Source organism: Streptomyces sp. NPDC005962, from assembly GCF_040629205.1.
GTDB lineage: Bacteria > Actinomycetota > Actinomycetes > Streptomycetales > Streptomycetaceae > Streptomyces.
Genome location: NZ_JBEXVE010000039.1, coordinates 47,104 through 71,619 on the forward strand (window position 1 = coordinate 47,104; position 24,516 = coordinate 71,619).

Consider the following 24,516-nt stretch of genomic DNA (forward strand, 5'->3'; position numbering starts at 1 on the left):
ATGGCGGGACGCTAGAGCGCTCCGGGGTGACTGTCAATACTTGTTTCACTCTGTGTTGTGTTGTTTGCTAAGCCGGAACCATCACCTCCATATCCCTGCCTGAACAGGGCATCTCTCCTGTCGTCGGGACGCTTCCCGACAATGATCAACACGCGTCCGGGCGGACCGTCCCGGACGTACGCCCGTCTCGCCGTCTCAGCGGCAGCCTGCTCCGGAGGTCAGTCATCGGACTCCGACGACGCTCAAATCGAGCCACGCTCGCGTACTACGAGGACCCCTCGCCCGGCATCGGAGCACTCGCCCCCCGCGCCGCCTTCCGCTCCGACGCGCGCACCCTGTCCCTGAACGGCGAGTGGCGCTTCCGGCTCTTCCCCACCGTGGCCCACGCGGAGGCGGCAGACACGGCCGAGGCGACCGAAGCAGACGCGGCGGCCGAAGCAGACGAGGACAGCGGGGCCTGGGAGCCGCTGCCCGTCCCCTCCCACTGGGCCCTGCACGGCCACGGCGCCCCGCAGTACACCAACATCCGTTACCCCTTCCCGGTCGACCCGCCCCGCGTCCCCAACGAAAACCCGACCGGCGACCACCGCCTCGTCTTCGACCTCCCCGACGACTGGCCGGGGCCGGACGACGGCCGCACCCTGCTGCGCTTCGACGGCGTCGAGTCCTGCTACCGGGTCCGCCTCAACGGCCGGGAGCTGGGCACGGCCAAGGGCAGTCGGCTGCCCCATGAGTTCGACACCGGCCCCCATCTGCTGCGCCGCGGCAACGTGCTCTCCGTACGCGTCCACCAGTGGTCCTCCGGCAGCTACGTCGAGGACCAGGACATGTGGTGGCTGGCCGGGATCTTCCGCGGCGTCTCGCTCCTCCACCGGCCCGAGGCCGCCGTCCACGACGTCTTCGTGCACGCCGGATACGACCACCGCACCGGCCACGGCACGCTGCGCGTGGACACGAGCCCCGACACCCCTTCCGGCCTCGTCACCGTCCCCGAGCTGGGCCTGACCCTCGCGACGGGCGAGACCGCGACCGTCCCCGGCGTCCAGCCCTGGTCCGCCGAGGCGCCCCGGCTGTACGAGGCGCGGCTCGCGACCGACGGCGAGCGCGTCCCGCTGCGCCTGGGCTTCCGCACCGTCGCCGTCGAGGACGGGGTGATCACGGTCAACGGGCGGCCGCTGCTGCTGCGCGGCGTCAACCGCCACGAGTTCCACCCCGACCACGGCCGCGCCGTCCCGTACGCCACCCAGCGCGAGGACGTGCTGCTGATGAAGCGGCACAACATCAACGCCGTCCGCACCAGCCACTACCCGCCGGACCCCGCCTTCCTCGACCTGTGCGACGAGTTCGGGCTGTGGGTGATCGACGAGGCCGACCTGGAGACCCACGGCTTCATCTACGGCGGCTGGCGCGGCAACCCCGCCGACGACCCGGCCTGGGAGGAGGCACTGATCGACCGGGCCGCCCGGATGGTCGAGCGGGACAAGAACCACCCCAGCGTGATCATGTGGTCGCTGGGCAACGAGTCCGGCACCGGCCGCAACCTGGCCGCCATGTCCCGCCACATCCGGGACCGCGACCCGGACCGCCTGATCCACTACGAGGGCGACTGGTCCTGCGAGCACACCGACGTCTACAGCCGGATGTACGCCTCCCACGAGGAGGTCGAGGCGATCGGCCGCCGCGCCGAGAAGCCGCTGGACGACCCCCGGCTCGACGCCCGCCGCCGTGCCATGCCGTTCATCCAGTGCGAGTACGCGCACGCGATGGGCAACGGACCGGGCGGCCTCACCGAGTACCAGCGGCTGTTCGAGACGTACGAACGGCTCCAGGGCGGCTTCGTCTGGGAGTGGATCGACCACGGGCTGCGCGCCCGGGACGCCGCCGGGCGGCCGTACTTCGCGTACGGCGGCGACTTCGGCGAGCCGCTGCACGACGGCAACTTCTGCGCGGACGGCCTGCTCTTCCCCGACCGGACGCCGTCCCCGGGGCTGCTGGAGTACCAGAAGGTCGTCGAGCCGGTCGGCATCTGCGTGGACGCGGCCGCCCGCACCGTCCGCGTCACCAACAAGTACGACGTCATCGACCTGACCGGGATCGCCTTCGGCTGGTCACGCGAGGTGGAGGGGCGCCGGGTGGCCGAGGGCGTCCTCGACGTACCGCCACTCGCCCCCGGGCAGTCGGCCGAGGTGCCGCTGCCGGAGGCCGGGTCCGTGGCGGAGGATGACGGTGACGGCGAGGAGTGGTGGACGGTACGGGCCGTCCTGGCGGCCGACACCGCCTGGGCGCCCGCGGGCCATGAGGTGGCGTGGGGCCAGGCGCGCGCCCGGGGACCCGCCGTGACGCGTACGCCCGGGGCGCGCATCACCCCCGTACGAACCCCCGGAACCACCAGCGCCCCCAGCACCGACGGAACCCCCAGCACCGACGGCACCGACGGCGCCGGGGCCATCACCCTCGGCCCGGCCACCTTCGAACCCCTCGACGGCAGCCTCCGCACCCTCCACGGCCTGCACATCGCCGTCCCGCCCCGGCTGAACGTCTGGCGCGCCACCACCGACAACGACCGGGGCCCGGACGAGGTGAAGTCCCTCGCCGCGCAGTGGCGCCGCCACGCCCTGGACCGGATGCGGCACCGCTGCGACGGCGTCACAGTGGACGGCGAGTCGCTGGTGGTCACGGCGCGGGTGGCACCGCCCGGCGGCTTCTTCGGTCTCACGGTCAGCTACCGCTGGACCAGCGAACGGACCAGCGAACGGACCAGCGAACGGACCGGCGAACGGACCGGCGACGGCACCCGGCTCGACCTCGCCGTCGACATCACCCCGGACGGCGAGTGGCCCTGCCCGCTGCCGCGGCTCGGGCTGGCCATGGGCATACGGGCGCCGCTCGACTGGATCGAGTGGTACGGCAGCGGCCCCGGCGAGTCGTACCCGGACACCCGGCGCGCGGCGCGCATCGGCGGCTGGGCGACGACCGTGGACGAATTCCAGACGCCGTACGTCTTCCCGCAGGAGAACGGCAGCCGCGGCGACGTCCGCTGGGCCGAGCTGCGCGGCCCGGACGGCGGCGGGCTGCGCGTCGAGGGCCGCCCCGCCTTCGCGCTCACCGCGCGCCGCTGGACCACCGAGCAGCTGGAGGCCGCCCGCCACCCGGCCGACCTCTCCCCGGGCGAGGTGCTCCACCTCGACCTGGACGCGGCCCGGCACGGGATCGGCACCGCGTCCTGCGGCCCGGGCGTCCTCGCCCCGTACGAGCTGAAGGCCACCCGGACGCGGTTCGGCGTCGGCTTCACCCTGCCGCGCTGAACGCGACGCACACAGCACGAAGGCCGCGTCTCGTCAGACGAGACGCGGCCTTCGCACCAAAACGATGTGGGTGCCCCCAACGGGATTCGAACCCGTGCTACCGCCTTGAAAGGGCGGCGTCCTGGGCCACTAGACGATGAGGGCCGATGGCCCACCTGGGCGCCTGTCGGCGCTTTCGGGGGCGCGAGAAGCATATGGGATGCCGGTGGGGTTCGCCAAAACGGTTTACGGAGCGGTCGGCGACGCCGTCGCGCCGGGCCGGTTCTCGGCCGGCAGATGGCGGCTGACCTCGGCCTTGGCGAGCCCGAGCCCGCCCAGATCTATCTCGACGCAGCGCCACCTGGCTGGCCGCAAGGGCATCCACGCCGTCGGGGCCTGCGGATCGCGGGCGTCGGCGCCCCCAGTTCGCCCCGGACCGCTCCGCCGCCGTGGGCCAGTGACGCCGCCGAGCACCGGGCGGGCCGGGCGCTGCCCGACGCCATCCGGCCCCGGAAGGTGGCGGGCGCGCCCGTGGACATCGCCGTCGCCCACAACCGTTCCATAGGACTGAGCAGGGGTGAGCCCGATCAGCCGCACGCCCCGAACGGTCTTGGGCGCACTGGTCCCCGGCGTACTCAGCCCCGGGGCGGCGACACGCATCCTGTGCGTGGTCCGGGCCCGGGAGGCCAGTTCCCTGCGCGACCTGGCCAGGTGGTACGGCCATGGGCGACGGGGAGGCCCCGAACCATCCTCTGGTGGAGCAGGGGCCCCGCACACTGGCGCCGTACTAGCGTCCCAGATCGCACAAGCACGCTAACCCGCCCGACCCACGAAACCGCAAGCCCACGAGCCCGCCATCACACGATCGAGCTAACTCGACCTCGTGCACAGCCTCCCGCGAGCAACTGCCAACCCCCTCGCCGCCCGGGAGACCGACAGCACGGTCCCCCTCGCCCTCACCGGTCATGTCCACCACCGCCGGACGGAGGTGCTGCCCGGCGGCACCCGGCTGATGACGGAGGGCTCGACGGGCGGCAGCGGGCTGCGCGCGGTGGACGACGCGGAGCCCGACACGGTCCAGGCGTCGGTCCTCTACCTGGACCGGAACACCCGCCAATTGCCGCATACCCATACATAGGGGGCGCCGAGGCCGGAGGCCGGTTCAGCGTGGCTCCAGCACCGAGTCCGGGTTCCAGGTCGCGTACGCGGCGCCGCCGGACGCGGCCAGCAGCCCCAGCGCGAGGCCGCCCGCGGCCAGCGCCCGCCGCGGGCGGCGGTAGACGGCCAGGCCCAGCGCGGTGGCGCCGAAGACGACGGCCGCGCAGGAGCGCACCGCCAGGTCCCGGGTGCCGCGGACGACGTCGTCCGCCACTTCGTCCTGCAGCCCGGACAGCCGCTCGGGGTGGTCGACCAGCGCCGCGGACCGGATGGGGTCGAGCCGGTTCACGTCGACGTCGAGGCGGAGCGGGGCGTGGTGGCTGCGGAGTTCCAGGGCGCCGAGCGGTGAGACGTTGATCTCGGTGCCGCCGGTGAGGGACGGCCGGAGCGCCATCCGGGTGTCCATCGGGCCCACCGAGGCGTGGACGCTCCCGACGACCAGCAGCCCCATCCAGGCCCCGAGGAGGGTCACCGCGGCCAGCCCGGCGGCGCGGACCAACGGCCGTGGCCGCTCGGCGGCCGGGGCGAGGGGGAGCGGTTCGCGCGCCACGGGGCGCGTATTCCCGGCCGCCCGACCGGCATTCCCGGGCGTCCGACGGGCCATTCCCGGCCGACCGGCCGCCATTCCCGGGCGCGGACCGTCCCCTTCCGGGCCCGGCTGTCCGACAATGGCCACGTGCTGGAGATGACGCGCGAGGAGTTCGAGGAACTGGTGGCCGAGGCGCTGGACCGTATCCCGCCGGAGCTGACGCGGCTGATGGACAACGTCGCGGTGTTCGTGGAGGACGAACCACCGGCCGGCGACCCCGAGCTGCTGGGGCTCTACGAGGGGACGCCGCTCACCGACCGCGGCGAGTGGTACGCGGGCGTCCTGCCCGACCGGATCACCGTCTACCGGGGGCCGACGCTGCGCATGAGCGAGACCCGGGAGGACGTCGTCCAGGAGACCGAGGTGACCGTGGTGCACGAGATCGCGCACCACTTCGGCATCGACGACGAACGGCTGCACGCACTCGGCTACGGGTGAGGTCGCAAGGGAGGTCGCGAGGGAGGCCGCGCGGGAGAGCACAGGCGAGGCCGCGAGGGGTGCGCGTTCGCTTCGGGCGCACGGGTTACGCCGCACGCGTGTCCTAAGGGGTGCGGGGCCAGTTGGGTACTGCGTCACAACCCTGCGGCCTGGAGGTGTCCCACGCATGTCTGGAACCCCCGCTCCTCGCACCGACCCTTCCCCCCGGACCGACGCGCCCCGCGCCTCGCGCGGCCCCCGCGTCTCGGCGCGGAGTGCCGTGGTGGTGACCCTGGTGGCCGGGGCCCTGGCCCTGGGCGGCTGCATGAGCATCTCCGACGACCCCGGGAAGCCCGACAAGCACCGCGGCGGCTCCGGCAAGCGCGGCGGAGCGGCGGAGCCCGGCGGCAGGGTGGTGGTGCGTACGGACGGCCGCGGGCATACGTACACGGAGGCTGCGCGGGACGCCAAGGGCCACAAGCGCAAGGACGGCGAGCGCCGTTCGCCGACGGCGTCCGCCGCCGCGGAACCCGGCGCGGAGCCCTCGCCCTCGGCCGGGAAGCACGGCTCCGGGGCACACCGCCCGGCACCCTCCCCGCCGCCGGAGCCGGGCGCGCCCGCCCCGTCCGAGGCCGCGCCGGAGCCGCGTCCGTCGAGCCCGCCGCCGAGCGCGCCCGACCCCAAGCCCACCCCGTCGGAACCGGCCTCCCCGCCCGCCTCGGCGCCCGCGGAACCCGCGGGATAGCGGGGGCGAACGCGGGGCGTGGCGCGCCGTGTGACAAGGGACACGGGAGGCGGGTGCGGCCGGTTGGGGGAGCGAATTTGCTCTTGGGGGGTGGGGGTGCGTATGGTGGTAGATCGTTTGATCCCATTTGCCCGGCGCCTCATTGAAGTGCGCCGCGAGGCGCGTTCCTTGCCATCCCGTGGCTGACCGCATAGAGGCGGTCGTTTGCGAAAACACGGAGTTTGGGCGCGTGCCGAGACTCCGGAAGGTTTCGCATTTCGCATGTCCGTTTCCACTGATCACGCCGTCATGCCCGCCACCGACGAGCAGGGCGACCCCGGGGACCAGCCCCAGCCGGTCGAGCAGCTCCAGCAGGCCGAGCGCGCCGAGCCCACCACTGCCCCCGCCGAGCCCGGCGCCGACGTCCCCGCGGACAACGCGGCAGACGCGACAGACGCGGCTGACGTAGTAGACGCAGCAGACGCGGCAGTCGACGCGGCTGACGCCGACGACGCCGAGCAGAGCACCCCCGAGACCTCCAAGGGCCCCGAAATCACCTTCGCCGAACTCGGCCTCCCCGAGCAGATCGTCCGCAAGCTCGCGCAGAACGGCGTCACCACGCCCTTCCCGATCCAGGCCGCGACCATCCCCGACGCCATGGCCGGGAAGGACATCCTCGGCCGCGGCCGTACCGGCTCCGGCAAGACCCTCTCGTTCGGTCTTCCGCTGCTGACCACGCTGGCCGGCGGCCACACCGAGAAGAAGCGCCCCCGGGGTCTCATCCTGACCCCGACCCGCGAGCTGGCGATGCAGGTGAGCGACGCGCTGCAGCCGTACGGCGACGTCCTCGGCCTCAAGCTCAAGGTGGTCTGCGGCGGCACCTCGATGGGCAATCAGATCTACGCGCTGGAGCGGGGCGTGGACATCCTGGTCGCCACCCCGGGCCGGCTGCGCGACATCATCGACCGCGGCGCCGCGACCCTCGACAAGGTCCAGGTCGCCGTCCTCGACGAGGCCGACCAGATGGCCGACATGGGCTTCCTGCCCGAGGTCACCGAGATCCTCGACCTGGTGCCGTCCGGCGGCCAGCGGCTGCTGTTCTCCGCGACGCTGGAGAACGAGATCGACAGCCTGGTCAAGCGCTACCTCGTCGACCCGGTCACCCACGAGGTCGACTCGGCTCAGGGCGCGGTCACCACGATGACCCACCACGTGCTCGTGGTGAAGCCGAAGGACAAGGCGCCGGTCACCGCCGCCATCGCGGCGCGCAAGGGCCGCACCATCATCTTCGTCCGCACCCAGCTGGGCTGCGACCGGGTCGCCGAGCAGCTGTGCGACGCGGGCGTGCGCGCCGACGCGCTGCACGGCGGCATGACGCAGGGCGCCCGCACCCGGACCCTGGCCGACTTCAAGGACGGCTACGTCCAGGTGCTCGTCGCCACCGACGTCGCCGCCCGCGGCATCCACGTCGACGGCATCGACCTGGTGCTCAACGTGGACCCGGCCGGTGACCACAAGGACTACCTGCACCGCTCCGGCCGTACGGCGCGGGCGGGCCAGAGCGGCACCGTCGTGTCGCTGGCCCTGCCGCACCAGCGGCGGCAGATCTTCCGGCTGATGGAGGACGCGGGCGTCGACGCCTCCCGTCACATCGTCGGCGGGGCGGGCGTCTTCGACGAGGACGTGGCCCTTATCACCGGTGCCCGTTCGCTCACCGAGGTGCAGGCCGAGGCGGCCGGGAACGCGGCCAAGCAGGCCGAGCGCGAGGCACAGGACCTCACCCGGGAGCTGGAGAAGGTGCAGCGGCGCGCGACCGAGCTGCGCGAGGAGGCCGAGCGGCTGGCGGCCCGCGCGGCGCGCGAGCGCGGCGAGACCTACACCCCGGGCGCCGAGTCCACGGCCGGTGCCGAGGCGCCGGGCGCGGCGGCGGACGGGACCGCCGGGGACGCCGTTCCGTTCGTCCCCGCGCAGCGTTCGGCCGAGTCCGCGGCCCCGTCCGGTGACCGCCGTGACGACCGCGGCAACTTCGACCGCCGGGACCGCCGGGACAACGACCGCGGTGGCCGCTCCTTCGAGCGTCGCGATGACCGTGGTGGGTTCAACCGCGACCGCCGTGACGACCGTCCCTCCGGTGGCCGGGACCGTCGGGATGACCGTGGTGGCTTCAGCCGGGACCGTCGGGACGACCGTCCGTCCGGTGGCCGTTCGTTCGAGCGTCGCGATGACCGTGGTGGGTTCAACCGCGACCGCCGTGACGACCGTCCGTCGGGTGGCCGGGACCGTCGGGATGACCGTGGTGGGTTCAACCGCGACCGTCGGGACGACCGTCCGTCCGGTGGCCGTTCGTTCGAGCGTCGTGACGACCGTGGTGGCTTCAACCGCGACCGCCGCGACGACCGTCCCTCCGGTGGCCGCTCCTTCGAGCGCCGCGAGCACAACCACCGCGGCGGGGACCGCCCCTTCAACCGCGACCGCCGCGACGACCGCCCGGCGCGCCGTGACGACCACCGCGGCGGCAGCGCCGGTGGCAACGCCGGTGGTAACGCCGGCGGCCGTGCCCACGACCGCCGCACCGACAAGCCGCGCTGGAAGCGCAACGGCTGACCGACGCCGATGAGGCCCGTGCAACCCCCCGCGGTTGCACGGGCTTTCGACCCGGGACGATATTGTCTCGGGGCGGACCCCGTGGCCGGGCTATGCTGCGGGGGTGCGGGTCATTAGCTCAATTGGCAGAGCAGTGGACTTTTAATCCATTGGTTCAGGGTTCGAGCCCCTGATGACCCACCCGTGAAACCGCAGGCAGCATCGCTGGCCTGCGGTTTCGTCGTTTTTCTGGGGGCTTCGGCCGCTCTGTGCGCGGCCGATCGGCGGTCACACGCCCGGCGCTCGAGCGGATGCACGCCCGGCGCCCGAGCGGATGCCGAACGGGACCTGGCCGCACAGGCTGAGCCTGCTCGCTCTCCCAGGAAAACGCGTAAGGAGACCCTCGTGCGACTCGTGACTACCATCCGCGGAACTCTCCCCGTCATGGTGCTGGCGCTCTTGGCGTGGGGCGCTGCCGCTCCGGCGTCGGCCGAGGGAGGGGGGACCGGCGCGGACGGTGACGCTTCGCCCCAGGCGACTGTGCCCTGTGGGGATGAGGCGGCGCTGGTCACCGCGGTGGGCCAGGCGGCCGCGGGCGGGACCGTCGCCCTGACCGCCGGGTGCGTGTACACCCTCACCTCGGTGGCGACGACGGGCGCCAACGGTCCCGACGGGCTGCCGGTCATCACCGGGAACGTGACGATCACCGGCACCGGAGCGGCCATCAGACGCAGCGCCTCGGCACCGGACTTCCGTATCGCGGAGGTCGCGCCCGGCGGGAACCTGACTCTCAGCGGCATCACCGTGTCCAACGGGAAGGCCGTGGACGGGGCGGGCATCCTCGACGCGGGCAAGCTGACGCTGCAACAGAGCACCGTCACCGGCAATGCGGCGAGCGGTCTGGGCGGCGGCATCGATGTCGCCCCGGGCGCCACGGCCGCCCTGTCCGGGAGCGAGGTCTCGGGCAACACCGCCGGGGACGGCGGCGGCCTTCACAGCGGTACGGGGGCCTCGCTGACCGTCAGCAGCAGCACGTTCGCGGGCAACGCCGCGCAGAACACCGGCGGTGCCATCGTGAGCTGGGGCCATTCCCTCCTGAGCGCCGTGACGCTCCAGGGCAACCACACGGTCAACTTCGAGGGGGGCGGTATCTGGACGTCCACCGGAGATCTCACCTTCAGCGGCGGACGGATCACCGGAAATACGTCCGGCAGCTTCGGCGGCGGAATCGCGAATTTCGGAAGCACCCTGAACGTGCAGGCCACGACGGTATCCGGTAATACCGCCGCGCTGAACGGTGGCGGACTTTTCAACCAGTCGGGGAATACCCAATTCGTCGGAAGCAATGTCGCCAATAACACGGCCAATGGCGGTCAGGGTGGCGGTATCTTCCTAAACGGCGGTGCGGTGTCGCTCATCGCCACCACGGTCTCCGGAAACAACCCGAACAACTGCGTACCGGCCCTCGCCGGCTGTAGCGGGTGAGAATTACCGGCTTCCCGTGAAATCCGCAGCGCCCCTGAGAGTGATGCCTTCAGGGGCGCTGCGGCGTTCAGCGTGGTCGCGAAGCGTCAGTGCTTGGACTTGTGCGTCTTGACCGTCACCTTGGTGGTCTTGCCGTGCTTCTTGGCCTTGGCGTGCTTCTTGGCCTTGTGGTGCTTGGCCTTTTCCTTGTGGTCCTTCTTCGGCGGGTCCTGGTGCACGACCACCGGGGTGTTGTCGATCGCGATGTTGGTGCAGTCGCTGCCGACGTCGAGGTCACCGGTCGGGGCGGCTCCGCTGATCGGGGTGATGAGGCCGGTGGCCGTGTCGCAGTCGTTGCTCTGGTAGGCCGCACCCCTGTTGGTGAAGTTGATGCAGTCCGAGTCGGCGTCGAGGTCTCCGGGCGGGGCAAGTGTCGACACGGGGGCGAGGGTGCCGATACGGCTGTCACACGAGTTGGACTGCCGGGCCCCATCGCCGGACGGGAAGAGGCCGCCGTACGCACTCGCGCTGCCCGCGCCACCCACGACCATCGTGCCCGCGGCCGCCGCGGCCATGAGAGCTACCTTCTTGCTGATGTGCATTGTGCTGGTGCCTCCATATCGGGTTCTCCGCGAATGATCCGCAGACACCCGATTAACGAAGGGGCGGCAGATCGGGATTCGGGATAATGCGTCGCGTCACCCATCTGCCACAGTAAAGGTATATTCAGCCGGTTGTTAATTCCGTGGAATATTTCTCATGACGGGTGATGAGTCATAAATATGCGAACGCGGCTCCGGGGATAATTCCCCGGAGCCGCGTTCATGGTGAGAGCGGTCCGTCGGCGCCCGGTGGCTCAGGACGTGCCGCGGCCTCCCGTGCCTCAGTTCTTGGCGGTGCCGTCCGTGCCGGCCACATTGGTGCACTGCGTCTCCTGGGTGACCTCGGATCCAGGAGCGATGGTGATGGGGCCGATGACGGAGGTCGTGTCGCACTTGTTGCTCTGCTTCGTCACCTCGCCGGACTTACTGATGTTGACACAGTTGGTCCGCTGAGTGACATCGGCTCCGGTCAGGCTGACCGTGACCGGGCCGATCACAGAATGGGTCCGGCAGCGGTTCTTCTGCTCCCTCACGCCCGACTCGCTGTAGTTGACACAGTTCGTCTCCGTCTCGATGTCGGACACCGCGAGGGTGACTCCGCCGATGACGGAACTCGTATCGCAGCGATTCGTTTGACGTCCCCCCTCGTTCGGGACGGCTCGGTGCGAGGAACCGCTGTCGGCGGCCTCGGCTCCGGCCGTACTGCCGATGAGCAGCGCACCGACGGCTGCGACCAGAAGCGCCGTTCTCTTGCGCGTATGCATAAAAGCCTCCAAATGAGTTCTACGCGGCAGCCGTACCCGTTTTCGGCGCAGTCGTCACAGGCTGCTGAAAAGCCTTTACGTGGCAGCGGCCCTGGAAGGAAGACTTCCAGGGCCGCGGGTCCCAACGGGGGGATGCCCCACGGTGTTCCCCCGTTCAGGGGGGAACACCGTGAGAGGGTCAGCGCCTCAGTGACGGTAGGGAGCGTCGTCGACCGCGATGTTGGCGCAGTTGCTGCCGACGGTGAGGTCGCCGGTCGGGGCGGCTCCGCCGACCGGGGCGATGATGCCGGTGGCCGTGTCGCAGTCGTTGCTCTGGAAGGCCGCACCGCTGTTGGTGAAGTTGACGCAGTCCGAGCCGACGGTGAGGTCGCCGGTCGGGCCCGCCGCGGCGACGGACGCGATGGTGCCGGTGGCCGTGTCGCAGTGGTTGCTCTGGGCAGTGAGCCCGTCGTGGGCGAGGGCACCGCCCGCACCGCCGATCACCAGGGCGCCGGCAGCCGCGGTCAGAAAGATTGCCTTCTTGCCGATGTTCACTTGAATCCTCCACCTGGGTTGCTCCGCGAATTCACGGACGCATGACACAACGAAGCTCATCAGTTGAGGCATCGGGCGCTGGGCCAGCTTCACCCGTCCGGCATAGTGCGGTTCTTCCGCTGCGTGTCTCCGGGAATCCCGCTAACGAGAGGCGACGCAAGAGCTATTTGGAGCAGCGGGCCCCTGATTCCCCCCTATGCGAATGCGCCGAAAGGGCCTCGGGCGGTGGTGGCGAGGAAGCGACGCCGGGGGAGCGCCGAGGCGGCCGTGCGGTGGCCGGCCGGAGCAACTGACCCTGTCTCCCGACTTGTTCGGCCTGTCGAACGAGTGATACATCCTGACTTCACGACGCAGGAGTGAGTGAGGCACAAGTCCGACCGGCTGCTTCGCGCAACCACAGGCGCGGCCCGTGTTCAGGTCGCTACGCTAAGTACGCGAGGCAGTCACCCGGGGGCGGGAGGAGAGACGTGGGGCACTCAGGAGCGGGGGGCACCCCCGCCGAGCTGATGGACGGGCTGCTGGCCCGTGCGCAGAACGGCTTCGAGATCGGCGAGGCGGTGCTGAGCAGGGCGCGGAGCGCCCTGATGCACCAGTCCGAGCTGCGTTCCTGCCGGCAGTGCAACGAGCCGGCAGGCCCGCGCGGCTATACGACGTACCGGCATGTCTTCCTGCTGCCCGACGGCAGCAGCCTGCTGCTGTGGGAGCTGGAGCACAACACCGGACCGGACGACCGCCCGCTGTTCGAGCTGTACGCGGACGAGGACGCCCTCGCGCTCGCCGAGCGCCGCGTCCACCGGTGCATCGGCGGTGCCCGCTGGGAGGAGCTGGACGGGTTACCGCTGTGGCTGCCGGACCAGCTGCTCCAGGCAGCCGAACCCCCGGGGGTCCAGCGCGCGTACGTGGCCGACAACTCGGCCGACCACGCCCGCCGCGTCCTGCGCCGCGCGGAGAACCCCGACCGGCCGGGGGAGGAGACCGAGCGGCTGCTGAAGACCGCGTTCGCCCATGACATCGCCCTCGCCCCCAAGCCGCGCCGTCGCTCCGGCGGCCCCGACGCCACCTGGTGCCGCTTCTACGAGCACGCCTTCCTGCTCGCGGGCGGGGACGAGATCGTGCTGTGGGAGCTGGAGCACAACCTGACCCGGGACGGGCGGCTGGTGTGCGAGGTGTACCTCGACGAAGTGTCGGCGGAGCTGGCGGCCGACCGCCACGCCCGCGCCCTCGGCGTCGACCTCTGATGATCCGACAGTGGGCCTACCGGGTGACCTGATGCGCGCGCCTCCCCGGTGTCGCGGAAGTCTGTTCGTTGAATCGAAACGTCTGGTTTTCCGCGGATTCGGATCTTCTGGAGGAAATCAAGTGAACATCGGAAAGAAGGTAGCTGCCCTGGCCGTAGCGGCCGGCGCCCTGGTTCTGGGCAGTGCGGCGGGAGCGTCCGCCCACGGTTACGGGGGCTTCGACCCCTTCGGGGCGGTCCAGAGCAACTCGTGCAAGGCTACGGCCGGCATCATCGCCCCTGTCGGCGGAGTTGCCCCCACGGGCGACATCAACGTCGGCGGCGACTGCCTCAACTACACCCAAGGCACCGCGGCCGTCCAGAGCAACGACTGTGACTCGTCGGTTGGCTCCATCGTTTCTGTCGGCGCGGCCGGCCCCACGGGTGACGTCAACGTCGGCCGTAACTGCAGCAACATCGCCCTCGGTAACGGCGGTGGCTACGGCCGCGGCTGATGCTCACCGAGCCCTGGCGGAACGCCATGGCTCACCCTGCGGCCCCGGATGCCTGTCATCCGGGGCCGCTCGGCGTCCGGGCACGGCTGGGCAGCGCCTCCGACGCACCCACATGGCCGCCACCGGCTCGCCCCGCGCCCCGGCACCCGGAAGCCTGATGACGGGGTCATGGACCAGCGAAAGCGAGAGAGACCGGTGCGGGTGCGAGGGAGCAGGGCGCGTCCGGACGCCCGTACGCCCGCCGCCGAGTCCCCGGGCCCGGGTGCGGCCGCCGGTCCCGTCACGGCCGAGGAGGCCGCCGAGGTCTCTACGGGGCGCCGGCTGGCCCGGTGGACCCCCGCCATCCTCCTGCTCGGCGGCGTCGCCTTCGACCTCGCCGCCCCGGCCCCGTACACCGCCTCTCCCTTCTTCGCTGCGGCCCCGCTGGTCGCCGCCTCGCTCTTCCCGCTGCGGCAGACCATCGTCACGACGGTCCTCGCCCTCGCCGCCGTATGCCTGCTGGCGGAGCTGCACGGCGTGAAGGACCCGACCCAGGCCGCGACCGAGATCGCCACGGTGGCCACCGTCGCCCTGCTCGCCCTCGTGATCAACCGCGTCGTCCGCCGCGGCGACCGGCAGCTGGCCTCGGCGCGCGGTATCGCGGAGGCGGCACAGCGGGCCGTGCTGCCCGTACCGCCCGCCCGCATCGCCGGGCTGGACGTCGCGGCGCGCTACGTGGCGGCCGAGCGGTACGCCGCGATCGGCGGCGATCTGTACGCGGTGCAGGACACCCCGCACGGCGTACGGCTGATCGTCGGGGACGTCCGGGGCAAGGGGCTGCAGGCCGTGGAGGTCGTCGCGGTCCTCATCGGCGCCTTCCGGGAAGCGGCGGAGCAGGAGGCGACCCTGGAGGGGCTCGCGGGGCGGCTGGAGCGGGCGTTGCGGCGCGAGGGCGCCCGGCGGGCCGAGCTGGAGGCGTTCGAGGGGTTCACCACCGCCGTCCTCGGCGAGATCCCGCGCGGCGACTCCACCCTCCGCCTCATCAACCGCGGCCACCCGGAACCGCTGCTGCTGCCCGGCGGCGGCGAGGTGCGCCGCCTGGAGCCGGAGACGGCCGCGCTGCCGCTGGGGATGGGCGAACTCGGCGGGTGGCCGGACCGGGTGATGGAGCTGCGGTTCCCCGAGGACGCGACGCTGCTGCTGTTCACCGACGGGGTGACCGAGGCCCGCGACCGGCACGGCACGTTCTACGTCCCGGAGGAGCGGCTGCGCGGCCGCCGCTTCGACGGACCGGGCGCGCTGCTCGACGTGCTGGTGGAGGACGTCGCGCGCCATACGGGCGGGGAGTTCTCGGACGACATGGCGCTGCTGGCCGTACGGCGGCCACCGGGACCGAACGGAACCACGGCCGCCGCTCCGGACACGGACCGTAGCCGACCGTGACGTGGGCGCATAACGATTGACACACGATCAGCCCGCCGGAGGTTTTTGCCAACCCTTTTCAACTGAGGCGAATCGCCCCCATCTGTCCCCTGTTGCTTACTAAGTTCATGCCAAAGCTACGCGGATTCTTCAGAAGAGCTTGGAATCATGTCGCGCTCTCTATTAACGTTCGATAACGCAGCGCGGTCGACGTAGCCGTCGCAGAGGCGGCACCGTGCGCCGTCGCCGAATCCCGTAAGTGCAGCGCCAGCACCACCTTCAGCACCACGCATCACCAGGCACCACGGCGGTAGCAGCCGCAGCACCTAGGGAACCGGGGAACCACCACCTTGGGGTGAATCGGGTCGAACCTGACCCGTAGGAGACCTTCCTGCTCCGAACCCGTCAGCTAACCCGGTAGGCGAGAGGGAAGGAAAGGAGTGCGCCCCGGTGGCGTCCAACAGGTCCGTTCTGGACGAAGCTCCGTACCGCTCAGCGGGCGGAATCGGCACCGCGACCGCGTACGGAGTCGGCTTCGACGCCGGAGCCGGCGCCCGGCCCACGGTCGGCCTCGCCGCCGAACCGGATGAGCCGTCCGTCGCCAAAGAAACCGTCTGGGACGAGTGGAATCCCACCGAGGAATCCATCGCTCCACTGCGCGGCAGGCACCGCGTCGGCAAACAGCGCGGCGGCACCATGGCCCGCAGCGGCGCCGTCCTCGGCGTCGGCGTCATCGCGGCGGTCGGCGCGGGCGGCATGGCGAGCGCCCAGGACCGCCCGGCGGTACCGATCTCCATGCCGGACCTCGCCCACGTCGCCGACGAGGTCAAGGCCCAGCTGCCCGCCGCCAAAGACCTGCCCGGCATCGGCTCCCTGATGGCCGACGACCAGGGCTCCGCCCAGTCCTCCGCGGCCACCCTCACCACGGGCGGCACCGACTCGGGCGAGGCGCTGCGCAACCGCATCCTGCAACAGGCCGAGAGCCAGCAGACCGCGGCGGACGACGACAGACGCGAGGCCGCGGCACGCGCCGCCGCCAAGGCCGCCGCCGACGACGCCGCGAAGTCCGCCGCCAAGGCCCGCGACCTGGTGGAGCAGAAGAAGGCCGAGGCCGCCGCCAAGAAGAAGGCCGCCGAGGCCGCCAAGGCGAAGGAAGAGGCCGAGAAGAAGGCCGCCGCGGCCAAGGCCGCCGACAGCCCCGCCAAGACCTCCGCCTCCACCTCCGCCGGGTTCACCCTCCCCGTCGCCTCGTACACCCTGACCGCGGGCTTCGGCCAGGCCGGCGACATCTGGTCCGCCGACCACACCGGCCAGGACTTCGCCGCCCCGACCGGCACCCCGGTCAAGGCGGTGAGCGGCGGCACCATCACCCAGGCGGGCTGGGCCGGTTCGTACGGCTACCGCATCGTCCTCAAGCTCAATGACGGCACCGAGATCTGGTACTGCCACCTCTCGTCCATGGTCGTCACCTCGGGCAAGGTGTCCTCGGGCGAGACCGTCGGCCGCGTCGGCGCCACCGGCAACGTCACCGGCCCCCACCTCCACGTGGAGGTACGGCCGGGCGGTGGCTCCCCGATCGACCCGATGCCCTGGCTGCGCGACCACGGGCTGAACCCGTGACCCCCTGATCCGGCCGTCGCCGCTCCGACGGCCCTTCGTTCCGGCGGCTCTGGCGCTCTCTCCCCCCTTGACGCCAGGGCCGCCGGTCCGTCTATCTGCCGCCAACGGCGGAATAAACGCATCCACCACACGCGTTGTAAAAACGTATGACCGATACCCGCACGACCATAGGCAGCCTGTCCGTCTTCCCGCTCTCTCTGGGCGGCAACGTCTTCGGCTGGACGGCCGACGAGGCCGAGTCCTTCGAGGTCCTCGACGCGTACGCGGCGGCGGGCGGCAACTTCGTCGACACCGCCGACGTCTACTCCGCCTGGGTGCCGGGCAACCAGGGCGGCGAGTCCGAGACCGTCCTCGGCAAGTGGTTCGCCTCCCGCGGCAACCGCGACGACATCGTCCTCGCCACCAAGGTCGGCGCCGGCGTCCCGGAGCCCCGCGGACTCTCCTCTTCCGCCATCAAGTCCGGCCTGGACGAGTCCCTCCAGCGCCTGGGCACCGATTACGTCGACCTCTACTACACCCACTACGACGACACGTCGGTGGAGGTGGAGGAGATCATCTCGACCCTCGACGAGCTGGTGAAGGCGGGCAAGATCCGCGAGATCGCCGCCTCCAACATCTCCGCCGAGCGCCTCGAAGCCTCCGTCGCGTTCTCCGCCCAGGAGAACCTGGCCCGCTACGTCGCCCTCCAGCCCCACTACAACCTGGTCTCGCGCGACACCTTCGAAGGCGAACTGGCCGACGTCGCCGCCCGCCACGGCCTGGCGACGCTCCCGTACTACGCCCTCGCCTCCGGCTTCCTCACCGGCAAGTACCGCCCCGGCACCACGGTCGACAGCGCCCGCTCCACGGGCGCCGCCCAGCACCTGGAGACCGAGCGCGGCCAGAAGGTCCTCGCCGCCCTGGACGACGTGGCCGCCAACCACAACGCCGACCACGCCACCGTCGCCCTGGCCTGGCTCACCGCCCAGCCGACCGTGGTGGCCCCAGTAGCCAGCGCCCGCACCCCCGCCCAGCTCCCGGCCCTACTGGCCTCGGCCGACCTCCAGCTCACCCGGCCGGAACTGGACCTCCTGACGTCCGCCTCGGACTGACCCCGGGCCTGAGCTTGGCCCCGGCCCGGGCCTGACGCCAGCCCAGGGTCCGCGTCTCACAACGGCACCGGGGCGGCGATACCCCGTATCGCCGCCCCGGCACCGCACCCTCACGCGCTTACGCCCCTACACCCCGCGCCGATCGGCCAGCACCCACGAGGCGGCGGCAACCGCACCGGCGACCCCGAAGACCGACGGCCACGCCCCGACCTTCTTCGCCAGCGGATGCGACCCGGCGAACGCGGCCACGTACAACCCGCTCAACGCGGCCGCCGTCCCGTTCCCCGCCTTGTCGCGCCACCCCTTGGCGGCCACGGCCCCGGCCGCCGCCAGCGCAACCCCACCGAGCGGCCGCTTCCCGGTCCACCGGGCGACCCCATACCCGCCGACCAACCCACCCGCAGCCACCAGCCCCGCCGGTACTCCGCCCATGCCGCTACCTCCCACTCCAAGGGGCTCTTCGCCCCCAGAGGCCTTAGCCCAGTTCGTCGCACCGCACGGCGGTGACGAAGTCACTCCACGCGCCCTGGGAGAACCCGAGCACGGGCCCGCCCGGACGCTTCGAGTCCCGCACGACGGTCTCGCGGTCCGGCAGCTTCGCCGTCTCCACGCAGTTGCCCCCGCTCCCGTTGCTGTAGCTGCTCTTGTGCCATTCGAGTAGCGATATGTCAGTCATCGATGAAGTCCTTCGCCGCTTGTCTGATGAGGTCGCTCGATCGCTGTGGACTCAAGGACAGAGCACGTAGATTGTCAAACGCCTTGCCATAGAGAGCAATCTCTTCCGGACGCTCCAGATACACGGAGTCTGTCAGGCCGTCGCGGTACACCATGTCGGGATCTTCCTGATCCGGGAACTCCAAGATCGTGAATGCGCCAACAGCGGGGTAGCTGCCAGCATCGAACGGCAGTACTTGGATCGTGACGTTCTTCAACTGGGCGATGTCCAGTAAGTGTTCGAACTGGGCCCGGGTGATCTCGGCGTTACCGATGGTGTGCCGCAGCACGCTCTCGTGCACGATCGCCCACAGGTCGAGAGGTGCCGTGCCGGTCAGGCGAGCCTGCCGCTCCATCCGTACGTTGATCATGCGTTCACCATCGTCGGGGTCCTGAGTGGGCGCAGCGAGGTGGAGCTCTCGGGCGTAGTCGGCAGTCTGGAGCAGGCCGGGCACGAACTCGCACTCGTAGGTCCGCAGTCCTGAGGCGGCCTGTTCTAGCCCGACGTAGACCGAGAACCACGAGGGAACAGCACTGCCATGCGCGTGCCACCAGCCGCGCGTCTTGGATTGCTTGGCGAGTTCCTTGAGAAGCTCGCGGAGTTCGTCCGAGGTGCCATAGAAGCGGCAGAGCGCATCGACGTCCGACGGTTGTACGCGCCCCTGGCCCGTCTCCAGACGGTTGACCTTCGAGCCGCTCCAGTCCAGTTCCTGCCCCACCTGCCCGCAGGTGAGTTGGTGTTCCTCTCGGAGTTTCTTGAGCTCAATAGCCAGGCGGCGACGTCGGGCGGTGGGTGATCCGGACACATGAACTCCTCTTGTAGTGACGTCCGTTCAGTCTTGTCGAGGGCCACGGGCGCGTCAGTCACTCAATCGGGCGAATCTCCATATGCACATTGCATGTCGGGATATGCGCTGCCATGCTCTCACATGAAGTCACCAAGAGACACACCATTGTTGCGGTGGGTGATCATTTGGTGTGGCGCAACGGCAAGGGGTTGAAGCGCGTGATCGTCGAGCAGTGCATGCAGCGGAAGGCGTGGGACCTTCCCTTCCTGGCGGAGCCAAGCGGGGTGGCCGCGCTGCGACGCATCGTGCGTACGCACCTGACGCTCTGGGGGCTATCTGACGTGGTCGAGGCGGCGCAGATCTGCGTCACTGAGCTTGTCGCCAACGTCATCACCCACGTCGGCCTCGGGACTCCGACCACCATGGCCGTCGACATGAACGGCACGTACCTGCGCATTGCAATCAGTGACCCGGACTCCCGCGCATTGCCCACGCTGCTGAGCGCAACCACCACGGCCGAGTCGGGTCGGGGGCTGGCCCTGGTCGCTGCTGTCACCGACCGTTGGGGAGTGATCCCGACCGAGCGAGGTAAGACCACCTGGTGCGAGATCGCCACCGAGCTCAGGCGGAACGACACTCACGTCGATCGACCTCAAGTGCATCGTGCCGAGGCCCTGCTGACCCTCTACGGTCAGCCGCTTCTGCGGATGAGTCCCACCTCGCCGCTGAGCCATGCTGTGGCGGAGGAGACAGCGATTGCCTTGATCGCTGACCTGCTCCATTGGTTCCGTGCCCATGGGCAGGACCCCGACACGGCCTTGGACCGAGCCCAAACGCACTTTGAGTCGGAACTCGGTGCAGTCGGCTGAGCGACTACCCCGCCGCGATGGCCGAGTACGTCCAGACGTCGGCAGGTAGTGCATGCCGGAGCTGCCAGACGATGCCCATGGGCTTGCTGCCCTTGTGGGACTCGTACGTAGCGGGGCCAAGCAACATCCACGGCTGAGGTCCACCGATGTCGGTCTTCTTGTAGCGCCGCACGAAAAGCAGCACATGGGTGCCGCGCTCCTGATGCTGCTGATAGCGCAGGCCCGTGGGCGAGGATTCCGACGTCTGGTTCTGCGATTCCCAGTGGAAGTGACTTGGGCTCATCGCATAGTCCTTGTATCGGGTCTGCGGCGAGAAGTCCTTATCGTCCTTTTCAAGGGTGATCAAGAGCGCGTCGGTCCGGATGTCGTCGCACCACTTCACGCCCTCGCGGAAGTTTCCCGGGAAGAAGCCGCCTATGCCCGCCTGGCCGAGTGCGGGCAGGATTTCCTCGCGGCTGTACGAGGCGTGGACGGCCAGCGGGACTCCGCCATGCTCGCCCAGGAGCGGGATCGGGTAGTGGTCCGTGTGCTCCAGGTTGTACGTGAGCACTTGCCCCAGCTCGCTGCGGAAGGCGCTCTGCTGGCGCAACGATTCGAAGCCCTCGGCATAACTGGCGAAGCCCCCGCCCAGCGGCCACAGGGAGAAGAAGAGCATCCGTGCGTACGCCTGTCCCGAGGCATCGAGCGAGTCGTACGCCGGGGCGTCATCGGCAAGCATCCGCCGGTAGGCATGGACTCGTTGTGGGTCATCGACGTGAAGGAACGCCGAAACTCGCTTGAGGAGCGCTTCTTCTCCCTCAGGGTGTTCCTCGCCCAGCAGGTGAGCTCGCCTCAAGAGGCGGGTCCATGAGTTGTTGCTGCGATACAGCTCTTTGAGCTCGCGGCGGCTCTCGCGGAGATAGGCATCGAGCTGTGGTTCGGCGTATGCGGCCACCTCTTGTGTCAGCTGCCGAACGTTGACGTTGATCTGGCTCTTGATGTTGTCCAGAATCCGTTGTTTGGACTTACGGTCGAGGATGATTTCGCATCCCGAGGGCAGCTGCGGGAAGTCGCGCTCGATGTGCTCCGTGAGCCGGTTGCGGGTGAAGCTCGTCAGTGCGCGGAACTGCTCCTCAAAGCGGAACTCCTTGCGGTGCTGTCCGATGAAGTCGAGGACGGTGAGCACTGCCTTGTCCGGCGTGCGTCGCAGGCCCCGGCCCAACTGCTGCAGAAACACCGTGGCGCTGGCGGTCGGGCGAAGTAGGAGGAGGGTGTCCACATCCGGGATGTCGAGCCCTTCATTGAAGAGGTCGACCGAGAAGAGGACCTGCACCTTGCCGTTGCGCAGGTCATGCAGGGCTTGGGCACGTTCCGCAGTGGGGGTGGACCCGTCGAGAGCCTTGGCGCTGATGCCAGCCTGGCGGAAGAAGTCAGCCATGAAGTGAGCGTGCGCGACGGTAACGCAGAAGCCTAGCGCCCGCATTTCGCCGGGGTTCGTCACCTTTTCCTGAATGGCCTTCACGATGAGGCGAGCCCGCGCATGGTTGCCGGTGTAGAGCTGGCCTAGCTCGCTCGTGTCGTACGATCCCTGCTTCCAGGTGAGCCCTTCGAGGTCCGTGTTGTCGGCTATGCCGAAGTAGTGGAAGGGGCTGAGGAGATCGTTCTCCAGCGCCTCCCACAGTCGCATCTCGGCGGCGATATGGCCGTTGAAGAACTCATCTTGGACGTTCCGGCCGTCCATCCGCTCTGGTGTGGCCGTCAGGCCAAGAAGCTCCATCGGCTCGAAGTGGTCGATGATGCGGCGGTAGGTCGGTGAGACGCCGTGGTGGAACTCGTCGATGACGACGACATCGAAGTGGTCGGGAGCGAGTTTTTCCAGGGACCGAGCGTTAAGGGACTGGACGCTGGCGAAGACGTGCGTCCAGTCTTGCGGCACATCCCCTCCGACCAGGAGCTCCCCGAAGTTCGCATCGTTGAGCACCTCTTGATAGGCGCGCAGCGACTGCTTAAGGATCTCTTGACGGTGTGCGACGAAGAGGAGGTTGAGACGGCGCCCCCGGTGCTTCTTCTTCAGCTCCTTGTAGTCGAGCGCGGCCATGACGGTCTTGCCAGTGCCCGTTGCGGCGACAAGCAAGTTGCGGTGCCGGTCGTGGATGTCCCGCTCGATCTGGAGCCGTTCGAGCATGTCTTGCTGATGCGGGTAAGGCCGCACTTCGAGGCCGGACAGGCTGATGGCGCGCGTGCCGTTTCCTTGCTTTCCGCTGGCCAAGGTGAGGGCCTCGGCTAGCCGGTTGCCGTCGCTGTCGGGGTCGTACGTCTCGAACGCGGGCTCACTCCAGTACGAGTCGAAGGTGGCCTCGAACTTCTTCAACACCGGTGGCGTCGCTACCGATGAGAGGCGGACATTCCACTCCAAGCCGTCGAGCAGCGCAGTCCTGGAGAGATTCGAGCTCCCGACGTACGCGGTGTCGTAGCCGCTGTTCCGTCGAAACAGCCACGCCTTCGCATGCAGCCGCGTGGACCGCAGCTCGTAGTTGACCTTGACCTCGGCGTTGAACTCCTTGACGAGCCGATCCAGGGCGGTCCGCTCGGTGGCTCCGATGTACGTGGTCGTAATGACCCGGATCGGCACCCCACGATCCCGCGCCGCCTTAAGCGACTCCTCCAGGACACGCAGACCATGCCACTTCACGAACGCACAGAGCAGGTCGACACGGTCCGCTGTGGCCAACTCGGCCCGCAGCTCGAAGCCCAGGTTCGGGTCTTCGGGGGAGTTGGTGATCAGCGCCGTCTCGGAGAGCGGTGTGGCCGGGCGCACGGAGTAGACCCCCGGCGCTTCCTGCTCAGCAACGGCGATCAGCTGCCGAGGTCCGTCCGCGATGAGGTCAACCCACTGCTTGGCCCCGTCGAGCGTGCTGATCGACTCAAGAATGTGATTGGCCGCGATGACCTGCTCGTGAGGGGGCAGGCTGGCGAAGATCTGCCGCACCGTATCGGCGACGTGGCGCGCGAGGACGTGCGGGGAGGAGAACTCGCCGACCTTCTGCTCGATGGTCTTCCACCCACCTGCGTCCAGCGTCTTCAGATGCTCCTCAAGGCGGGAGGTGATCAACCGCTCATATAAACCAGGTACTGGTGTGGACTGGTTCGCGAAGTGCTCGACCATGGCAGCATCCCCCCGTCGTTTCGTGGCACTGAAGTTGTACCAACTGACTCTGACACTTCGCCTGAGCTGTCCGTCTGCAGTAGGGCGAGCATCAGTGCACTGGGTCTGCAGTGCTGCTGTCGAAAGCCTCGCCGTCGGGCCAGATCACCGACGCACCTGACACGTTGCACAGGTCAATCAGATCTTGTCGTGGGCGTGATGGCAGCAGTACAGCCAGCGATGGCCTGGGCTCGATGTAGCGCCGGTAGTCGTACAGCTGCCCTATGGCCATGCGCACAGCTTCGCGGGTCACACTGCCCTTGGCCTCGATGAGGGCGTCGTCGGTGACGTCGTACAGATCGGTGTAGAGGGCCCTCACCTCACCGGCAGGGATGATCTTTTTGCGCTTGACGGTGTGCCCTTGCATCGCCAAGTAGTCGCGGTACTTCGTGACCAAGGGGGCCTCACGACGCTCAGCTTCGTGTCCCTTGCTCTTCGAACTGACGGTCATGCGTTCTGTTTGGTGCTGCTCGATCTCGACGTCTTCGATCACGTCGTCATTGCTTGGTGTGAACGAGAGTCCGTCACCGAGCTCGGCCACGTCACCGATCGGCTTGAGGCGGAACATGATCACGCTGCGCAACTCGTCCTTCGCATCGAGCGCATCCCGGTAATACCAGGGATGATCTGCGATGGTGAACTGCCCGAGATACACGTAGACGCCGTCGGAGACTGCATCGAACAGGCGTAGTGCGCGCCCGTCCTCGACGTGATGGAGAACGGCCCGGTTTCCCCGGACCATTCGCTGGTCGCCCTGCTGGCCCTCGCCGGTGTAGTGGAAGCAGCCGTCTGTGCCCCAGCCGTCGAAGTAGCCGACTTTGCGACCACGCTTGGGGTTGCTGAACAGCAGAACGTTCGCCGACGAGCTGGAGTGGGCGATCCCGCCCTGAGTGCTGCCACCGTATTCAGCCTGTATCTGCGTCCGCTTGCGCTCCTCGCCGGGCGCTATGTCCCACATGGGTCCCCCAAGATCCATCAACCATGGTTGACCCACACGTT

At 69.5% G+C, this 24,516-nt stretch carries 20 protein-coding genes, 2 tRNA genes, 2 pseudogenes and 1 riboswitch; of the genes and pseudogenes, 13 read left to right on the plus strand and 11 right to left on the minus strand.

The annotated features are described in order from the left end of the window. Window positions 1-206: 206 nt before the first annotated feature. On the plus strand, window positions 207-3,305 hold the full coding sequence (locus ABZ370_RS39305; RefSeq protein WP_358631828.1) for a glycoside hydrolase family 2 TIM barrel-domain containing protein: 3,099 nt from the start codon (window positions 207-209) through the stop codon (window positions 3,303-3,305). A gap of 71 nt (window positions 3,306-3,376) precedes the next feature. On the opposite strand, the gene ABZ370_RS39310 is transcribed toward ABZ370_RS39305, so the two are convergent. Next, a tRNA-Glu gene (locus tag ABZ370_RS39310) sits at window positions 3,377-3,449 on the minus strand. A gap of 81 nt (window positions 3,450-3,530) precedes the next feature. Further along, entirely contained in the window at window positions 3,531-3,659 is a 129-nt protein-coding gene (locus tag ABZ370_RS39315) for a hypothetical protein (protein ID WP_358631839.1), read from the minus strand. A gap of 535 nt (window positions 3,660-4,194) precedes the next feature. Between ABZ370_RS39315 and ABZ370_RS39320 the strand changes: the two are divergent. Further along, window positions 4,195-4,404, plus strand: a pseudogene (locus tag ABZ370_RS39320) (hypothetical protein); the annotation flags it as partial. 45 nt (window positions 4,405-4,449) lie between these two features. Here ABZ370_RS39320 and ABZ370_RS39325 read toward each other — a convergent pair. Further along, a pseudogene (locus ABZ370_RS39325) lies at window positions 4,450-5,046 on the minus strand (hypothetical protein); the annotation flags it as partial. A 72-nt stretch (window positions 5,047-5,118) separates the two neighbouring features. On the opposite strand from ABZ370_RS39325, the gene ABZ370_RS39330 reads away from it, so the two are divergent. The 5 genes from ABZ370_RS39330 to ABZ370_RS39350 all read left to right on the plus strand — a co-directional run bounded on the left by ABZ370_RS39330 (window position 5,119) and on the right by ABZ370_RS39350 (window position 10,240). Next, complete coding sequence (locus ABZ370_RS39330; RefSeq protein ID WP_358631733.1) at window positions 5,119-5,469, plus strand: metallopeptidase family protein; 351 nt, start codon at window positions 5,119-5,121, stop codon at window positions 5,467-5,469. Between the two features lie 166 nt (window positions 5,470-5,635). Beyond that, entirely contained in the window at window positions 5,636-6,193 is a 558-nt protein-coding gene (locus ABZ370_RS39335) for a hypothetical protein (RefSeq protein ID WP_358631736.1), read from the plus strand. A gap of 261 nt (window positions 6,194-6,454) precedes the next feature. After that, a complete protein-coding gene (locus ABZ370_RS39340) occupies window positions 6,455-8,776 on the plus strand; it encodes a DEAD/DEAH box helicase (protein ID WP_358631739.1) in 2,322 nt (773 codons plus the stop codon). Between the two features lie 107 nt (window positions 8,777-8,883). Further along, window positions 8,884-8,956, plus strand: a tRNA-Lys gene (locus ABZ370_RS39345). Window positions 8,957-9,160: 204 nt separating this feature from the next. After that, a complete protein-coding gene (locus ABZ370_RS39350; protein WP_358631742.1) occupies window positions 9,161-10,240 on the plus strand; it encodes a right-handed parallel beta-helix repeat-containing protein in 1,080 nt (359 codons plus the stop codon). A gap of 86 nt (window positions 10,241-10,326) precedes the next feature. Here ABZ370_RS39350 and ABZ370_RS39355 read toward each other — a convergent pair whose 3' ends face one another. From ABZ370_RS39355 to ABZ370_RS39365, 3 genes are all read right to left on the minus strand, one after another. Next, window positions 10,327-10,821, minus strand: coding sequence for a hypothetical protein (locus ABZ370_RS39355; protein WP_358631745.1), 495 nt, complete (start codon window positions 10,819-10,821; stop codon window positions 10,327-10,329). Between the two features lie 281 nt (window positions 10,822-11,102). Continuing rightward, window positions 11,103-11,585 (minus strand): hypothetical protein, encoded by a 483-nt coding sequence (locus ABZ370_RS39360; protein ID WP_358631748.1) that lies wholly within the window; start codon window positions 11,583-11,585, stop codon window positions 11,103-11,105. A 186-nt stretch (window positions 11,586-11,771) separates the two neighbouring features. Continuing rightward, a complete protein-coding gene (locus ABZ370_RS39365) occupies window positions 11,772-12,119 on the minus strand; it encodes a hypothetical protein (RefSeq protein ID WP_358631751.1) in 348 nt (115 codons plus the stop codon). 467 nt (window positions 12,120-12,586) lie between these two features. Between ABZ370_RS39365 and ABZ370_RS39370 the strand changes: the two genes are divergently transcribed. The 5 genes from ABZ370_RS39370 (at window position 12,587) to ABZ370_RS39390 (ending at window position 17,962) form a co-directional block, all read left to right on the plus strand. Then, window positions 12,587-13,357, plus strand: a complete 771-nt coding sequence (locus ABZ370_RS39370) for a DUF6227 family protein (RefSeq protein ID WP_358631754.1) — start codon at window positions 12,587-12,589, stop codon at window positions 13,355-13,357. 121 nt (window positions 13,358-13,478) lie between these two features. Beyond that, window positions 13,479-13,850, plus strand: coding sequence for a hypothetical protein (locus ABZ370_RS39375; protein WP_358631757.1), 372 nt, complete (start codon window positions 13,479-13,481; stop codon window positions 13,848-13,850). A 168-nt stretch (window positions 13,851-14,018) separates the two neighbouring features. Beyond that, on the plus strand, window positions 14,019-15,272 hold the full coding sequence (locus tag ABZ370_RS39380; protein ID WP_358631760.1) for a PP2C family protein-serine/threonine phosphatase: 1,254 nt from the start codon (window positions 14,019-14,021) through the stop codon (window positions 15,270-15,272). Window positions 15,273-15,556: 284 nt separating this feature from the next. Further along, window positions 15,557-15,690: riboswitch (cyclic di-AMP (ydaO/yuaA leader) on the plus strand. An 11-nt stretch (window positions 15,691-15,701) separates the two neighbouring features. After that, on the plus strand, window positions 15,702-16,871 hold the full coding sequence (locus ABZ370_RS39385; RefSeq protein WP_358631763.1) for a M23 family metallopeptidase: 1,170 nt from the start codon (window positions 15,702-15,704) through the stop codon (window positions 16,869-16,871). Between the two features lie 146 nt (window positions 16,872-17,017). Then, window positions 17,018-17,962 (plus strand): aldo/keto reductase, encoded by a 945-nt coding sequence (locus ABZ370_RS39390; protein WP_358631766.1) that lies wholly within the window; start codon window positions 17,018-17,020, stop codon window positions 17,960-17,962. A 126-nt stretch (window positions 17,963-18,088) separates the two neighbouring features. Here the strand turns inward: ABZ370_RS39390 and ABZ370_RS39395 are convergent, their stop codons facing one another. From ABZ370_RS39395 to ABZ370_RS39405, 3 genes are read right to left on the minus strand one after another with little or no spacing between them, the layout of a single operon-like run. Continuing rightward, on the minus strand, window positions 18,089-18,394 hold the full coding sequence (locus ABZ370_RS39395) for a hypothetical protein (RefSeq protein WP_358631769.1): 306 nt from the start codon (window positions 18,392-18,394) through the stop codon (window positions 18,089-18,091). A gap of 43 nt (window positions 18,395-18,437) precedes the next feature. Continuing rightward, complete coding sequence (locus ABZ370_RS39400) at window positions 18,438-18,638, minus strand: DUF397 domain-containing protein (protein WP_358631772.1); 201 nt, start codon at window positions 18,636-18,638, stop codon at window positions 18,438-18,440. Beyond that, complete coding sequence (locus ABZ370_RS39405) at window positions 18,631-19,482, minus strand: helix-turn-helix transcriptional regulator (protein WP_358631775.1); 852 nt, start codon at window positions 19,480-19,482, stop codon at window positions 18,631-18,633. The genes ABZ370_RS39400 and ABZ370_RS39405 overlap by 8 nt, the downstream gene beginning before the upstream one ends. Window positions 19,483-19,700: 218 nt before the next feature. On the opposite strand from ABZ370_RS39405, the gene ABZ370_RS39410 reads away from it, so the two are divergent. Next, on the plus strand, window positions 19,701-20,333 hold the full coding sequence (locus ABZ370_RS39410) for an ATP-binding protein (RefSeq protein WP_358631831.1): 633 nt from the start codon (window positions 19,701-19,703) through the stop codon (window positions 20,331-20,333). A gap of 4 nt (window positions 20,334-20,337) precedes the next feature. Here the strand turns inward: ABZ370_RS39410 and ABZ370_RS39415 are convergent, their stop codons facing one another. Then, window positions 20,338-23,478: a DUF3427 domain-containing protein gene (locus tag ABZ370_RS39415; RefSeq protein WP_358631777.1), complete on the minus strand. Its 3,141-nt coding sequence runs from the start codon at window positions 23,476-23,478 to the stop codon at window positions 20,338-20,340. Window positions 23,479-23,569: 91 nt separating this feature from the next. After that, window positions 23,570-24,475, minus strand: coding sequence for a restriction endonuclease (locus ABZ370_RS39420; protein WP_358631780.1), 906 nt, complete (start codon window positions 24,473-24,475; stop codon window positions 23,570-23,572). Window positions 24,476-24,516 lie beyond the last annotated feature (41 nt).